Below are 15,632 nucleotides of genomic sequence, written 5' to 3'. Positions count from 1 at the left end.
GTTATGTAAGAATTTCCTCTCAAGCCTTCAGCTCATCAAACACTTCACTTGCTCTATTTAAAACAGAATCAGGAAAACCAGCAAATTTTGCTACATGTATTCCATATGACTCATCTGCAATGCCTTCAATTACTTCATGTAGAAAAATAACCTCTCCGTTCCACTCTCTTATTTTTACACAAAAACATTTCACGTTCTTCAAGTATTTGCTTACTTTAGTTAATTCATGATAATGAGTTGCAAAAATGGCGCGGCACTTATTTACATTGTGAATATGTTCAATCACCGCCTGTGCAATAGATAATCCATCATACACCCCTGTGCCCCTACCAATTTCATCAAGTATCACCAAGGAACGGTCCGTTGCCTGATTTACTATCGTTGCTGTTTCGATCATCTCTACCATGAAGGTAGAATAACCAGCTGTTATATTATCCGTTGCGCCAACCCTGCTGAATATCTTGTCAATCACTCCAATATGCGCACTCTCTGCTGGCACAAACGATCCCATATGAGCTAAAACTGCAATGAGAGCGTTTTGCCTCAAGAAAGTGCTTTTTCCAGCCATATTAGGACCAGTAATTAGATGTATACCAGCTAAATTGATGCTATTTGCAATGAATTTATCGTTAACTTCAACCACTGGATGTCTTCCGCTACAGATATTGAACTCTTTGCTGTCATCAATAATGGGTTTTACGTAATTATTTTGCACTGCAAGCTCTGCAAATGCGGTTCTAATATCAAGTTTTGCCAAAGCATTTGCAGCAAGAGCAATTTTTTCAGATTCTTTAGCGACTTCACTACACAGTTCACTAAAAATTTTCATTTCTAAGCCGATTGCAGCATCACGTGCCGTAAGAATTTTATTTTCTAGTTCTTTCAATTCATTAGTAGTGTAGCGCATGCTATTTGCTAAGCTTTGCCTATGAATAAATATATCCGAAGTTATTTTGTGATTTGCCGACACTTCAACGTAATAACCAAGTATGTTGTTGTGTAATATTTTGAGTGCGGCAATGCCAGTTAGGTCGCGATAAGATTCACGGAGTTTGGTTATTAGTTTATTACTATTATTTAATATGTAGGATAACTCAGATAATTCTGAGTTGTATTTTGAGTGAATAAATCCTCCTTCTTTCACGGAACTGAGGTTATTATCGAGTATAGCACTATTTAACAGTTCAAATAGGTCTTTATGATTGCCAAGGCTTTTATGTATTGTGCTTAGTTCACTCTCGTCTGATTTTACTGTTATTCCAGCGCGTGACGCTGGCTGGATCTCAGTTTGGATGACATATTGTTGTGGGAGAGATCCATTTTCACCTGATTCAATTTTACATAAGAACTCAGACAATTCTAAAGTCTTTCCTAGGCCTATTTTTAATAGGTTCATATCTTTTGGTGAACCACGCCCTAGTATTAAGCGCGATAAAGACCTCTCAATATCTGGAATGTTAGATAATATCTCTCGTATTTTTCTGCGTGGCTCATGATTATTTACAAAAAATTGAGCGGTGCTGAGCCTTAGGTTAATTGCCTTAGAACAAGCAAGTGGTGAAGCGAGCATTTGTTTGAGCAGGCGTCCACCAGAAGCTGTAACTGTGTGATCAATAACTGAAATTAGTGAACCTTTCTTTTCACCAAATTGAGTTGAAAACAACTCAAGATTTCTCCTTGCTGAAGCATCAATAAGCATGAAATTTTGTTGCTTATAGGTTTTTGGGAATTCAAGCCTTGGAATGGAGCCCCTTTGTGTTACTCTGACATATTCAAGCAGTGCACCGCACGCCATGATTTCTACTTTGCTGAAATTTCCTATACTCCCAAGTTCCCTGATTTTATAAAACTCGCATAACGTTCTGTGAGATTTACTATACTCAAAAAAACTCTGGGCGTGTTGTGTAATTGATATTTTATAATTTTTTAAAATCGATCTAATTTTTTCATCCTCAGTGAATTTTTCAGAAATTAATAATTCTCTTGGTGATATACGCAACAAATCACTATCTAGAGCTTTCAAACTCGTTAAAGTGTGAAAAAATTTTCCCGTTGATAATTCAAGCCAACTAATAGCATATTCGTCATTTTGTTCAACTATGGACGCAAGATAATTATTGCTTTTATCCTCCAGTAGCGAATCTTCTATAATTGTACCTGGAGTTACAACTCGCACTACATCACGTTTTACTATGGATTTGTAGCCCCTCTTTTTTGCTTCATCAGCAGTTTCTAATTGGTCACAGATTGCTACTTTGAATCCTAAATCTATTAGCTTGTGTAGGTAAGATTCACTACTGTGTGCTGGCACTCCACACATTGGTATTTCTTGCCCATTTGAATTGCCCCTCTTGGTTAGCACTATATTCAGCAATTTCGCAGCTTTAATAGCATCATCGAAAAACAACTCATAAAAATCTCCTAGCCTATAAAATAGCAGATGATCCTTGTATTGAGCTTTCAGGTTCAAATATTGTTCCATCACAGGGGTGTTTTTTTCTTTTACGAAGCTCATAATATTTTTTGACATATTATATTGGTAATAAATTCAATGTTATTATAGATTATATTGTACATGTGGATAACATAAAATTTAAATAGGTGTATAGAGGGTATTTTAGTTGCTACCAGTGACAGATGAGGTTATTAATGAGTACATCAATAAACATACAGATGCACATCAACCTCAATCTAGCATAAGATTGAAGTAGCTTTAACCCCGCTTCCAGCGCAAGACTCAACCATTATCGGCTGAGAGCCGATAATGGTTGAGTCTTGGACTATACATCAAAGTGTCAGATCAAGTCCTCTTTAATACATATCATAACCAGCTTTAGCTAGAGAATAATAAATTTGATTTTCTAAAACTTCCTGTAGATAACTGTCTCCATCAGATAAATAGTTATTATACACATTAGTGTCAAAAGTATAATCTTTGTTCATATCTAAACCATTTCTCTCTGGATAGGCATGGAAAATAGAATTAGCACGTGCTTCAATCGTAAGAAGATCTTTATCATCTAATTGATCGTAATGTACTTTCAACTTAAATTTTGTTCCTTCAATATTGATTATTTTTGAATGTGGCAACATTGTTTCTGTACTGATTTCTTCTTGGCAACTTTTTTCCTCTAATTCTTTTACTACATCTCTTATAAAATTGCCTCTTGGGAAAGAAGTAGCGTAATTTTTCTGAGTATACAAATTTAGAGTAGAATAAATCATTGTTGTCAAATCATTAGCTATAGACTTACTGTGATAATGGTATTCGTGATAATCCGCGGTAATAAAATGATAAGCATCGTCAGACAAATCTGCTAAGTTGTTATATATAAAGCCTTTAACAGTATGATCTGTGTTCATATCTAAACCATATCTCTCTTGGTAGGCATGAAAAATATAATTAGCGTATTTTTCGATCGTAAGAAGATCTTTATCATTTAATTGATCATAATGTATTTCATACTTAAAGTTTGTTCCTTCAATATTGATTGTTTTTGAGTTTGGTAACACTATTTTATGCTTTATACTCTCTTTAGCGTGATTTTCCATTTTGATGCCTCTAAATTTTATAATACTGTCATCCTACTAAAAGCTATATAATAATTCGTTAATTCTATATTTAACATAATCTTTATTCATCTCATGTTTTATATATATTATGTCTCCTCCTAAGAAACTCTCTCAATTAATGACCTTCTGTTTTTCTGGAGAGCTGCTATAAAACTTCTGAGTGAAGTCATTTAATTTTTACACATCTATTGTAGAGTAAGAAGAGCCGAATTTGGGACAAAAATGCTAGCCGATGCTTGGACTTTACTGACACTTACACTACTTGAAACTATACTTGGTATAGATAATTTAATCTTTATTTCTCTAGCAATAGATAAGGTACCAAATGCGCTGAGAGAAAGAGTGCGCCTTATGGGTCTTGGATTAGCGCTATTAATGCGTTTTGTAATACTATTTTTTACATCATCTATATTGTCAATGCAAAAACCTATATTTCACGCTGCATCGCTGGATATCTCAGCAAAGGATTTACTTATGATTACAGGAGGGTTATTCCTTATTGTTAAAAGCTCTATGGAGTTATGGAACGACATTTTTGTGCGTAAGGAGAATAAAACAAAGGCAAACGTTAAATCAAAATTTTTTTTAGTTGTGCTACAAATTATATTAATAGATTTAGTTTTTTCGGTTGATTCGATATTAACTGCTATAGCATTAACTCATAACATGGTAATAATTGCTACAGCATTTACATTTTCTATATTAGCAATGCTATTTTTATCAAGTTATACTGCTAAGTTAATCAAATCTAACCCAGGGTTAAAAATAATCGCCATTTTATTTATTTTACTTGTTGGTATGTACCTCATACTTGATGGACTTCACATAGAACTACCAAAAGGATATTTGTATTCTTCATTTATGTTTGCATTGTTTGTAGAAGTTATAAGTGGCATGAGGAAAATGTAGCAGATCTCTTTGAAAACTATTCTGCATAAAGCAAAAATCCAATTGTCATTCCAGCGCGTGGCACTTTTTCTGAGGTACTTTCTGTTCTTATTATGGAGTATAGGAAGAAGACCTCGTTACCCAGATTCTGCCACCGGTGAGATTCACAAAATGTAATGACTTCGTATAGGAGTTTGAAACCTGCTCCTGAAAATCGATTTCGAAGGACCTTTCTTCATCTTCAACAAAACTTCTCACAAACATTACTTTGTTTGTTACTGCAGCACACAATTGTTTTTTGGATCTAGCCTGGCAGGTTAATAATAATTTAACTAATTACAATTAAAACAGCTATAAGGTTAATTATGAGGCAAAGATGACAGCACAAAATTTGGTAAATGGAACGATCTTGACAAGTGCTACGTTGAGATAAGTTTTGCATAAAAATACTGCTTTTACGGTGTGAGGCCAGAGGGTAGAGTTGTTGTTAAAGCAGCTACAATCCCAGTTGTAACACTGGGATTGACAAACAATTGTACTCTATATTAAATTTATAGAATGATAAAAATTGATTTTTGAGATTACTATGTTTAGATTATATCAATATTGCATGCATTCTAGATTACTAAATATTTGTTTAATATTGTCTATAACTGTGTTACTAACCGGTTGTTTTGCAACAATGTTTTCCGGTTCTACACAAGCAATTCAAATGAAAGTAGTAGATGATAATGGTGACTTGATAGAAAAAGTTAGATGCGTCGTACATGACCCATCTGGAATGAGCCATTCTATTACATCTAACCCTGGGGTAATGGTTATTCAGCGAGGTTCAGGGTCACTGTTTGTTGATTGTAAAAAGCAGGTTATAAACAATTAAATGTGATGGTAGGTGAAAGTTTTAATAAGGTTGTTTTATTAAACCTACTGTGGTTGCCTGGTTTTGTGATTGACACAGTTACTGGAGCTTATAAACAATATCCATCACACTATGTTGTAACCATGGAAGAATCTGGTTCATAGCAGAAAAATGCTCAAACGTAGCGGTCCAAAAAAATTAAAGTCTATAATAGAAAACTATGCATTAAAATGCATGAAAAATAAGATTAGCAAAAATGAAATACGTCTGATTTTAAACTGGCGAAATATAGTAGGGAAAGAAATAGCAGAGTGTACAAAACCGAAAAAGATCTCATATGCACAGAATATAAATTCTGGTGTGTTGCATCTGGTAGTAACAAATGGCAGTAAAGCATTGGAAATTCAGCATATGATTTCTCTTATAATAGAAAAAATTACGATATTTTTTGGTTATAAAGCAGTATATGGTATAAAAATTAAGCAAGAGAGTATTGACTATTTGACTATATAAGGTAATCTAAGTACATAGAATAATTTGGTATATTGAAGTGAGTAGAGTTTGTGAATTAACAAATAGAAAAAAATCTTTTGGTAATAAGGTATCACATTCGAATCGTAAAACAAAGCGTACCTTTCTTTTAAATTTACATAAGGTTACGTTGACAAGTGATATATTGAATAAAAAGTTTAGATTTCGTGTGGCAACAAGAACTTTGAGAACTATAGATTACAAAGGTGATTTAGATGCTTTTTTGCTCAACACAAGAACGATTAAACTAAGTGAGAAAGCGCAGAAGATAAAAAGAAGGTTGAAAAAAGTTTTAGTAAAGCAAGAGGTAGAGTTAGCCGTTTCAGATGCATAACAAACCTCAATGGCTCAGAGCAAAAGCTCCGACCGGTGAAGTATTCAATGAAACCTTAAACATCGTTAAACTGCATAACTTACATACGGTATGTGAAGAAGCTGCATGTCCAAATATTGGTGAATGTTGGAATAAACGTCACGCTACTGTGATGATTCTCGGTTCTGTTTGCACTCGTGCTTGTGCATTTTGCAACGTTGCAACTGGCATTCCTGATAAGTTAGACCCTCATGAGCCAGAAAATTTAGCAAAAGCGATAAAAAAGTTGAACTTGAAGCATGTTGTTATTACTTCTGTTGATCGTGATGATTTACCAGATGGTGGCGCAAATCAGTTTATACAGTGCATAGAAGAAATTAGAAAGATAACTTCAGAAACAACAATAGAGATTTTAACTCCTGATTTTTTAAATAAGAAAGGAGCATTTGAAGCAATTGCTGTTGCATCACCTGATGTCTATAACCACAATATTGAAACAGTGCCGAGATTGTATGCAAAAATAAGACCACGAGCTCGCTATTTTCATTCACTATATTTGTTGAAGATGGTAAAGCAGATTAATCCTAAAGTTTTCACAAAGTCAGGGCTTATGGTTGGTCTTGGAGAAACAAAAGAGGAAATATTTCAGGTTATGGACGATTTGCGTAGTGCTGAGGTTGATTTTATTACAATTGGTCAATATCTACAACCAACTCCAAAACATGCAAAACTTGATAGGTATGTTACCCCAGAAGAGTTTGAGCATTATAAATATATTGCTTACTCCAAAGGTTTCTTAGTGGTTGCATCAAGCCCACTAACTCGGTCATCATACCACGCTGAAGAAGATTTTAACAGGCTCAAGGCCTGCCGTTGACATTTGTGTTAATTCAAATTAATTTTTACTAATTATAAAGGAGTTGAGCGACTTTACGTAATGTCTACTATAAAAATCGAGAAGAAATCACAATTAGTTAAAGAGGTATTCGACTCCGTAGCAAGTCGCTACGACACCATGAATGATATAATGAGCCTCGGAATGCACAGATTATGGAAAGATAAGATGGTAAATAGTGTGCATTTTACAAAAAACTCTAAGGTTTTAGATGTTGCTGGAGGAACTGGAGATATAGCAATAAGAATAGTAAGAAAAGAGCCAAGTGCTAAGGTTACAGTATGCGATATAAATCAAAACATGCTAAACAGAGGACGTGATAAAGCTATAAATTCAAACCAAATTAATTTTGATTGGGTATGTGCAAGTGCAGAAAGTTTACCATTTGAAGACTCCGAATTTGATTATTGCACAATAGCTTTTGGCATTCGAAATGTTTCTGACCGCAAGAAGGCTTTAAATGAGGCGCACAGGGTATTAAAACCACATGGGAAATTTATCTGCTTAGAATTTGCCCCTATGCACTATCAAAATGAGATATTTACCAAACTTTATGACTTATATTCATTTAAAGTAATTCCTAAAATTGGCAGCATAGTTGCTAAAGACAAGAGTTCTTATGAATATTTAGTGAAGAGCATTAGAGAGTTTCCAACTCAGGCTGATTTTAAAATGGAAATTGAAGAGGTAGGCTTTAAGAATGTTGAGTTTCATAATATGAGCTATGGAATAGTGGCATTACACATTGGAACAAAATGAATATTAAACTCTGGTATAGAACGCTGGATTATTATCTCATCCTTCCAGTGTTTTTTTTGCTCACTATAAGCTTCATTCTTGTTTATTCAGCAAGCCCTGTAATTGCGCAGCGTCTTTCTCTACCACAGGATTATTTTATACGGCGCCATACAATTTATATAGTCCTGTCACTAATTACCTTGGTGACATTTTCTTTTCTCAACACAAGAACTATACTTAACCTCTCATTCGCAGGTTTCGCTTTATTTACTATTCTAGTAGCAACTGCGATAATACTTGGTATAGAGGTAAAAGGTGCGAAACGATGGTTACATATTGTCAAAATTTCAGTTCAACCATCTGAGTTCGTAAGGCCATTTTTTTCTGTTGTTATAGCTAGTATCTTGGCCAGCGAAATGAAGTTTAAAATACACATATCAATCATAATATTTCTGTTAGTTTTTGTGTTGTTACTTTTGCAACCTGATTTCAGTATGTCCATGCTTTTAACATATTCTTTTATTGGTCAAATGTTTATTGCATGTATACCATTTTTATACTTTCTATGCATAATAGGAATGGCCACAACTGGAACTACAATAGCTTACTTATGCCTCCCACATATAAAGCAAAGGATTTACAATTTTGTCTTTTTTACGCAGCGCGATAACTTTCAAGTCACAAAATCATTAGAAGCATTCAAAAGAGGTCAATTAACTGGGGTTGGACCTGGTGAAGGTAGCATAAAAGCCTCTCTTCCTGATTGTCATACAGATTTTGTGTTTTCTGTTTTAGCAGAAGAATTTGGTTTGATTACGTGCTTAGCCACATTGATGTTATTTGGCATCATTTCCGCCCGCTTGCTTTACGTTGCATATAGGGAAAATGAATTATTTAATCTGTTGGTGATTCTCGGTATCTCAATTCAATTCATCACACAATTCATAATAAACATAGGGGTAACATTGAGTGTTTTTCCAACCACCGGCATAACCCTGCCGTTACTTAGCTATGGTGGTTCTTCTCTTTTATCTTCGAGCATCGCACTTGGCATAATGCTGTCTTTCAGTAGAAACCAAGCTATCGCATTAAAGTTTCGTGAGCGTGTTATGCTTGTGGACTAGCCGCTCACAACTATTATTGGTATCCCTCCAAAATGGGTATCTGTTCAGATGAGTGGCAAGAGATATTATGAAATCTGAAAGAGTTATGTGGAAATTTTTCAGAAAATATTCCACTGACATGCTGAACAACAAATACATCACTATGTCGTTTATCGCAAAAACTTATATTTTTCGTAACCATTCACACTTAATTCTGCAATTCTTTGATCTCACTCATGGAAAGACCAGTAGTTTGAGCTATGATATCAATAGAAACCCCTGCTTTAAATAGATTTTTTGCAACTTCAATTTCCCTTTCTTTTCTACCTTCCTCTTTAGCAAGATCAAGTCTGTATTCAAGAATGGCTTCTTCTTTGCGCAGATCCATTATTCTTTCTTCATAAGCTACTAGATCTTTTTCATTCCAGTGAAACTTATCTAATTCATCATATGCTAGCTTTATTATTGGTGATTTTTCCGCAATTTTTCTGAGATCTTCATCCGTTGTTTCATCTGCATATTTGAAAAAAAATAGCCAACGGTCTACTACACTTTCCAGTTGTTCTTCTCTACTCTTAGGAAATTTTGGCAGCTCTATGAAGATAAATTGAAAATCTTTTAAGTCATGTTCATTGGTTTTCTCATCTCTTATGGTATGGCTAGATATATAGTCAAGCTTATCAGGGAATAAGGTACAATTTGAAATCGCGATAAAGAAAATCTTCTTTAAATCAACGTATTTACCAGATTTATCAGCTTGTCTTGAGTAAGCCTTAGCAGCATAAAGTTGTGCACGTTTTTCAAAGCCTTTATCACGAGTGAGCTGCATCTCAATTATATACCTGTTCCCACTAGAATCCCTGCAAAGAACATCAACAATGCTTTGTTTATCAGAAGCAATTTCAGGGTCCATAATGGTGCTTAAGAATTCTACTTCTTGTATAGTGTTGACTTCAGTACATCCTAAAATATCGTTCAAAAAATGAATAAGAATATTCTTATTTCTCTCAGTACCAAATATTTTTTTAAATGTTAGGTCCAATTTTGGATCGAGAAATTTAGAAAGAGCCATAGTAAAAATACTGAGAAAAGATTAATAATTATACACTATTATTAACAACTATTCAACCATATTTTTAAGTATAGCTATACCGCCGCGGTATCTCTTAGCCACTAACAAGAGATTCCGCTAACAAGCAGCGGGATGACGAGCTTATCGTCATACCGCCGCGAACCGTCATACCGCGATTCATTCACGGTATTTCTAGATCCCGCTAACACGTAGCGGAATGACGAGCTTATCTTCATGCCGCCACGAACCGTAATACCGCCGTGGTATCTCTAGATCCCGCTAACACGTAGTGGGATACTATCTACACCGTCATACCGCGATTCATTCGCGGTATCTCTCAACATAGATCCCGCTAACAAGCAGCGGGATGACGGTTGTCGTTTAGCCATAAACATTAAGAAATTTACCAAATGAAAAAAAAGGCATAGAAAACCCGCAGTAGCTAGTTATTCACTCTCTATTTTAAAATTTGACGTTGGGTGATGTCTTGAACGCTTTATAAGCGCGTTTCAGCTTATATAGGTAAAAACCTAGAAATTTGATAAAGACATAAGGTACACATAGTGCAAAAAATTAAGCATAGTACGCCAAATACAAGTTTTCTTGTCGTTTTAATCTGCACAGATTGGGAAGTTAAATAATATAGCTTCAGTTTCATGACGTGTATAACAATGTTACAAAAAATAATATCATAGAATTCAATAGGATAATCCCTAGAGAATTACTCATCTACAAAAAGCCAAATCGTGTTAATGCTGTTTAGATGTAAAAGATAAGCTAAATCTTTACAGGGAATTTAAAACAGTAGAATACCTTTGATTGAAAGAAAGAACCAAACTAGGCAACCTAACCGGTTTGCTATTTCAACTACTACAACTAAATCAATAAATCTTAATAGGGGGAAAAACATTATGAAAACGTCAAAATTGACATTAGACTTCTTTCAAAATTCATGTATGGAGCTCAAAATTGTGAATTGCAGCAATCAAATTAAACCTTAAACCAAAACGTTTTCGTCGGTTTCTATACCTGTCCGAGATGATTTTAAACCTTTTCAATAAGCCAATTACGTTTTCAACAATTGCCCTTTGGCTCATAAGTGCCCTGTTCTCTTTTTTTTGTTCTTTGCTTAACGGATTCTTTTTCATTTTCCTGTGCGGTAATACAACATTTTTGTGTATCTTCTGCATTCCCCTGTAGCCGGCATCAGCTAAGATTTTGGTGTCCGGTAATATTGCTACCTTTGATTCTCTAAACATCCGAAAATCGTGTTTTCTACCATTCGAGAAAGATGTGCATATGACTTTTTTACTCTTCTTCTCTGTTACTATTTGTGTTTTTATAGTATGCCTTTTTTTCTTTCCAGAGTAGAAGGGCTTTTGCTTTTTTTTGGTCTCTCTACTGGCGTTTCAGTTCCGTCTATTACTAAAACTTCATATTCTACATCACTCTTTAATAGCTCTTTTTTTCCTGGTAATGCAAAATCTGGATGTTTTATTAATATGTCTTCTACCTATCTTATTATTTTAAAACTGTTACTTTCACTCATGCCATAGCTTTGCCCAATATGAAAATATGTACGATATTCTCTTATATATTCCAGTGCCATAAGTAGCCTGTCTTCTATGCAAAGTTTACTTTTTCTTCCACTTCTAGCTTTTTTTCTTTTATCCTCCACTTCTAGAATTTCTACCATTCGCTCAAATGTTGCTTTTTTTACCCCTGTTAAACGTCGAAACTTTTCTCCTTCTAACTTTTCTATTTCCTTATATTTCATGCTTTCAAATACTTCATCTTACACTCCCTCTAACAATTTTGAAAGAAGTCTATTGAATATCGATTAAGTAACTCAACAGCATTCCACAACGCTTCTTTATCATTAGCTACTTGCTGTGAAAAGATTTCTTCTATATAAATCTCATTAGGAGAAAAATAGGCAATTATCTCGAGAATGCTCAATGCTTCCGGCCCAAATTTTTTTTGCGCTATAGCATCAATTGTAATTTTCCAAGTTATGAAAGTTGCCTTAGCATAACGATCACTTTTATATTCGGACTTAAAGTCAAGTAGCTTCTCTGCTATCTTTTCACACTTTTTCAGATAGCCACCAACTCTAATCCTTTTTCTACCCCTATGACTAAATACAATATTTTCTTCACTAATATATGTAACCGCTAGTTTTAAAGCCAATTGGGAATATTGTAGTTCCTGTGCTAGCTTTTTTATTTCCTTATTCTGTAAATTGTTTTCTATATTCAAAGCCCTTTTAACAAATTCTAAAGCTTCTATTTCATCAAATTCATCTGATTCTTCTATATCTCCTTCTTCTCTTGCTTTCGATTTTTTGTCACGAGGACCATAAGGTTTCTTATGGGGTCTTTGCTTGTTATTTTGCGCTGTTACAGCTGCATGTATTTCATTCAGTGTTTTACTATCCTTATGCTGTTGTTTTGCTATTTTATCAATTCCTTTATTCCCTTTCTTTACCCCTCGTTCTATCCCACATAGAGTGCTGGCCCATAGCTCCACTTTTTGGAAAAATTCTTTTCCTTCTTCTGGCGAAAGAAAACGTCCTTTTATATCTTTCACCCAGTCTGATATTTTCTCCAGAAGGTCATTGCAAAAGATTTCATTGTCACCAACATAGCCAAACTTTTTGGCCAATCTACCACTCATCTCACCTTTAAACAATTCTTTTAGCTGACTTTCATTGGGCAAATTAACCGCAAACACTAGTTCATTTAAAAAGTCTTCGACTTCTTTATCACTGACTTCTCTACCTACCTTACCCTTTATAAAATCCTTATTTTCCTGCAAGTATGAGATAATACTATTATCAAATTTATATCTTACACCATCACCTACATCCAGAAACTCATCTTGTGTGTCTATTCTTATAACTGAAATTTCCTTTTCTTTATTCTTTCCACTCGACATCATTCTCAGCTTTCTCACTTCATGTTGTGCTGAATCTGTGAAATCAAAATCAATATTCGTAACAATAGCAAAATACTTCATCTCACCCTTAAACTTTCCATTACTTTTGATCTTTAAATAAGCAATAAAGTATTTCAACAAATTAAACTCACCACTCTTTGTTAATAAGCTACCTACACTGATTTTTTCAGTTCCATCTTGTTTGTGTTTGACTTGCACAAACCTATGTATTGTTGTTTTATTTTGCTTACATTGGAGAACAACATCATCAAAGCCTGCAGCTGACTTCAATTCTGTAGCTAAGCGGAAAGGACATTTTTTATCCATCACACGCATGAGAAATAATATGAGCCACAACTCTTGATAGTCAATACCATGGCGAGAACATTTTGCCCCCCAAACAGGATGATCTTCAAGCATCCTCAACCTCACATAATTTTAAAAATAGTACCGACAAATGGTAAAAAAGTTATATGTCATGATGTACAGATATCGTAACAAAGACCTTGGAATATCTACGAGATGTGCTGTTATGTAAATAAAAAAATGTGACTAATTACTTAATCTCTCACTCAAAATTAAATTCACGACATCAGGGCTGGCTTTTCCCTTGGTAAGTTTCATAACTTCACCAACAAAGAATCCGTATAATCTTGTTTTACCGCTTTTGTATTCTTGAACTTTATCTTGGTTGCTATTGATGATTGTGTCGATAACTTCTGATATTTGACCTTTATCGGTTATTTGCTTGAGATCCTGCTCTTCTATAATAAGGGATGCAGGTTTGCCAGTTTCAAACATAATATCAAAAATTTGTTTGCCAAGTTTAGCAGAGATTGTTCCATCAACGATAAAATCTAAGAGTTCCAACAAGGCATTTGCTTTGATTGGAGAGCTCACAATATCAATACCTGCTTTATTTAAACGACCAAAAAGCTCTACGGTTAACCAGGTGACCGCGAGCTTTGAATCATGTTTTTTTATCAATTCCTCAAAGTAATCAGCAATTGCCTTATCGGAAGTAATGACGTTTGCATCGTATTCGTTGATACCCAATTCCTCAATGTATCGCAGCTTTTTTTGATCTGGCAACTCGGGCAAAGATGATTGAATTAAATCAATTTTCTCCTGGCTTACCTCAACAGGTAATAAATCAGGCTCAGGGAAGTATCTATAGTCGCTTGCATCTTCTTTGTTTCGCATCACTTTTGTTTTTCCCGAAGCAACGTCAAACAATAAGGTATCTTGACTTATTTCTTCCCCACCTTCTAAAATTTCAATTTGTCTTTGTATTTCATAGTCTATAGCTTGCACAATATAACGTATCGAGTTCAGATTTTTTATCTCACAACGAGTGCCAAATGTGCTACTGCCTTTTAGGCGGACAGAAACATTTGCATCACAACGAAGTGATCCCTTTTCCATATCACCATCACATGAACCAATGTACCGCAAAATCTGCCTCAATTTTTTCATGCATTCTGCAGCTTCCGCAGATGAACGGAGATCTGGTTCTGAAACAATTTCCATTAAAGCAACTCCTGCACGATTTAAATCCACATAAGTTTTGCTTTCCTCATGAACGCTCTTTCCTGCGTCTTGCTCTAAATGAATTCTCGCGATTCTTATTTCCTTTTCATTGTCGTTGATAAATACTCTACCATTTTTAACTATTGGCTCAAAAAACTGAGTTATCTGGTAACCTTGCGGTAAATCAGGATAAAAATAATTTTTCCGATCAAAGTAAGAACACTTATTAATTTCTGCAGAAAGTGCAAGACCGGTGCGTATTGCTTGCTCTATGCAGTAATAATTTAGTATTGGCAGTGTACCTGGCATTGCCGCATCAACTAGAGAAACTTGAGTGTTATGCTCAGCACCAAACTCCGTTGATGAGCTAGAAAATAGCTTCGTATTAGAAGAAATTTGAGCGTGCACCTCAAGCCCAATTACCGCTTCCCAATCCTCTTTTGTCATGTATTTTATTTAGATGATAATCTTAATATTCTGCAAAATTAACACAAAAAGTCAAAACAAAACTCATATTAGTTGAACGATTCAGATTGTTTTACCCATAGAAACGGGTTAAATGCAAAAGATTACTTGACAAACTCCGCCAGCCCTCTTATCATGAAGCTGAAGCTATTTATTTATCTTCTCTGTACAGATTAAATGACAAAAAAACTCACGTATCTGGCGTCTCATGTTTAATTTTTTGCACTATGTGCACCTTATGTCTTATAAAATTTCTACCTACATAAGCTGAAACGCGCTTATAAAGCGTTTAAAACATAAAAAAACGCCAACTTAAAAAATGGATAGTGAATAACTAGCTACCCTAGGGTTTCTTTTGCCTTTTTTTCTGTTTAGTAAATTTCTTAACGTTTATAATTTAGATTAGTTGCGGTTTAAAAGCAACTGAATCGCGGTTATTAAGTGTTTAGAATAAAAAAACGCCATACTTGAAAGTATAATGTAAGTAATTAGCCAACCACGGGGCTTCTTTTGCCTTTTTTTTCATTTGGTAAATTTCTTAATGTTTGTAGCTAAAGATTGCACGAATACTGCAATTACAAAAGCGATCTCTACTAGGTAGGCCAGTGCTCCTTTTTTTGTCATCCGAGTAGCCCTCTTCTTGTCATCCCAGTGCGTGACACTGGGATCTAATTTTTTATGCAAAATTACTATATTTATATATTTGCAAATAGATACAATTTGAAATA

The 15,632-nt window shown here is 34.6% G+C and carries 12 protein-coding genes and 2 pseudogenes; 8 read left to right on the top strand and 6 right to left on the bottom strand.

All coding sequences use genetic code 11. The features are described from left to right. Window positions 1-19: 19 nt before the first annotated feature. Complete coding sequence (gene mutS, locus AABM58_RS05200; RefSeq protein ID WP_338406907.1) at window positions 20-2,515, bottom strand: DNA mismatch repair protein MutS; 2,496 nt, start codon at window positions 2,513-2,515, stop codon at window positions 20-22. A 115-nt stretch (window positions 2,516-2,630) separates the two neighbouring features. Here mutS and AABM58_RS07945 point away from each other — a divergent pair. Continuing rightward, window positions 2,631-2,711, top strand: a pseudogene (locus AABM58_RS07945) (IS200/IS605 family transposase); the annotation flags it as partial. A 100-nt stretch (window positions 2,712-2,811) separates the two neighbouring features. Here AABM58_RS07945 and AABM58_RS05195 read toward each other — a convergent pair. Next, complete coding sequence (locus AABM58_RS05195; protein WP_338406581.1) at window positions 2,812-3,552, bottom strand: hypothetical protein; 741 nt, start codon at window positions 3,550-3,552, stop codon at window positions 2,812-2,814. A gap of 243 nt (window positions 3,553-3,795) precedes the next feature. Between AABM58_RS05195 and AABM58_RS05190 the strand changes: the two genes are divergently transcribed. From AABM58_RS05190 to AABM58_RS05160, 7 genes are all read left to right on the top strand, one after another. Further along, on the top strand, window positions 3,796-4,482 hold the full coding sequence (locus tag AABM58_RS05190; protein WP_338406580.1) for a TerC family protein: 687 nt from the start codon (window positions 3,796-3,798) through the stop codon (window positions 4,480-4,482). 565 nt (window positions 4,483-5,047) lie between these two features. Next, window positions 5,048-5,341 carry a hypothetical protein gene (locus tag AABM58_RS05185; RefSeq protein WP_338406579.1) on the top strand — a complete coding sequence of 98 codons (294 nt, stop codon included), beginning with the start codon at window positions 5,048-5,050 and terminating at the stop codon, window positions 5,339-5,341. A gap of 150 nt (window positions 5,342-5,491) precedes the next feature. Next, window positions 5,492-5,833, top strand: a complete 342-nt coding sequence (locus AABM58_RS05180) for a DUF721 domain-containing protein (protein ID WP_010082513.1) — start codon at window positions 5,492-5,494, stop codon at window positions 5,831-5,833. Between the two features lie 37 nt (window positions 5,834-5,870). Beyond that, on the top strand, window positions 5,871-6,185 hold the full coding sequence (rpmB, locus tag AABM58_RS05175) for a 50S ribosomal protein L28 (protein WP_006279619.1): 315 nt from the start codon (window positions 5,871-5,873) through the stop codon (window positions 6,183-6,185). Then, the gene (gene lipA / locus AABM58_RS05170; RefSeq protein WP_182366771.1) at window positions 6,178-7,041 is read left to right on the top strand and encodes a lipoyl synthase; all 864 of its coding nucleotides are present in this window, start codon (window positions 6,178-6,180) and stop codon (window positions 7,039-7,041) included. Before rpmB ends, lipA begins: the two co-directional genes overlap by 8 nt. A 60-nt stretch (window positions 7,042-7,101) precedes the next feature. Then, window positions 7,102-7,818: a bifunctional demethylmenaquinone methyltransferase/2-methoxy-6-polyprenyl-1,4-benzoquinol methylase UbiE gene (gene ubiE, locus AABM58_RS05165; RefSeq protein ID WP_338406578.1), complete on the top strand. Its 717-nt coding sequence runs from the start codon at window positions 7,102-7,104 to the stop codon at window positions 7,816-7,818. Then, window positions 7,815-8,921 (top strand): FtsW/RodA/SpoVE family cell cycle protein, encoded by a 1,107-nt coding sequence (locus AABM58_RS05160; RefSeq protein WP_338406577.1) that lies wholly within the window; start codon window positions 7,815-7,817, stop codon window positions 8,919-8,921. Before ubiE ends, AABM58_RS05160 begins: the two co-directional genes overlap by 4 nt. 187 nt (window positions 8,922-9,108) lie before the next feature. Here AABM58_RS05160 and AABM58_RS05155 read toward each other — a convergent pair whose 3' ends face one another. From AABM58_RS05155 to gatB, 4 genes and pseudogenes are all read right to left on the bottom strand, one after another. After that, complete coding sequence (locus AABM58_RS05155) at window positions 9,109-9,972, bottom strand: Rpn family recombination-promoting nuclease/putative transposase (protein WP_338406576.1); 864 nt, start codon at window positions 9,970-9,972, stop codon at window positions 9,109-9,111. Window positions 9,973-10,922: 950 nt separating this feature from the next. After that, window positions 10,923-11,749 (bottom strand): annotated as a pseudogene (locus AABM58_RS05150) (IS5 family transposase). A 29-nt stretch (window positions 11,750-11,778) separates the two neighbouring features. Next, window positions 11,779-13,329: a hypothetical protein gene (locus AABM58_RS05145; RefSeq protein WP_338406575.1), complete on the bottom strand. Its 1,551-nt coding sequence runs from the start codon at window positions 13,327-13,329 to the stop codon at window positions 11,779-11,781. A gap of 132 nt (window positions 13,330-13,461) precedes the next feature. Beyond that, a complete protein-coding gene (gatB, locus tag AABM58_RS05140; RefSeq protein ID WP_338406574.1) occupies window positions 13,462-14,886 on the bottom strand; it encodes an Asp-tRNA(Asn)/Glu-tRNA(Gln) amidotransferase subunit GatB in 1,425 nt (474 codons plus the stop codon). Window positions 14,887-15,632: the final 746 nt, after the last annotated feature.

It is taken from the genome of Wolbachia endosymbiont (group A) of Longitarsus flavicornis, assembly GCF_963931955.1.
Classification (GTDB): Bacteria; Pseudomonadota; Alphaproteobacteria; order Rickettsiales; family Anaplasmataceae; genus Wolbachia.
This window is presented reverse-complemented; position numbering and strand designations above follow the sequence as displayed.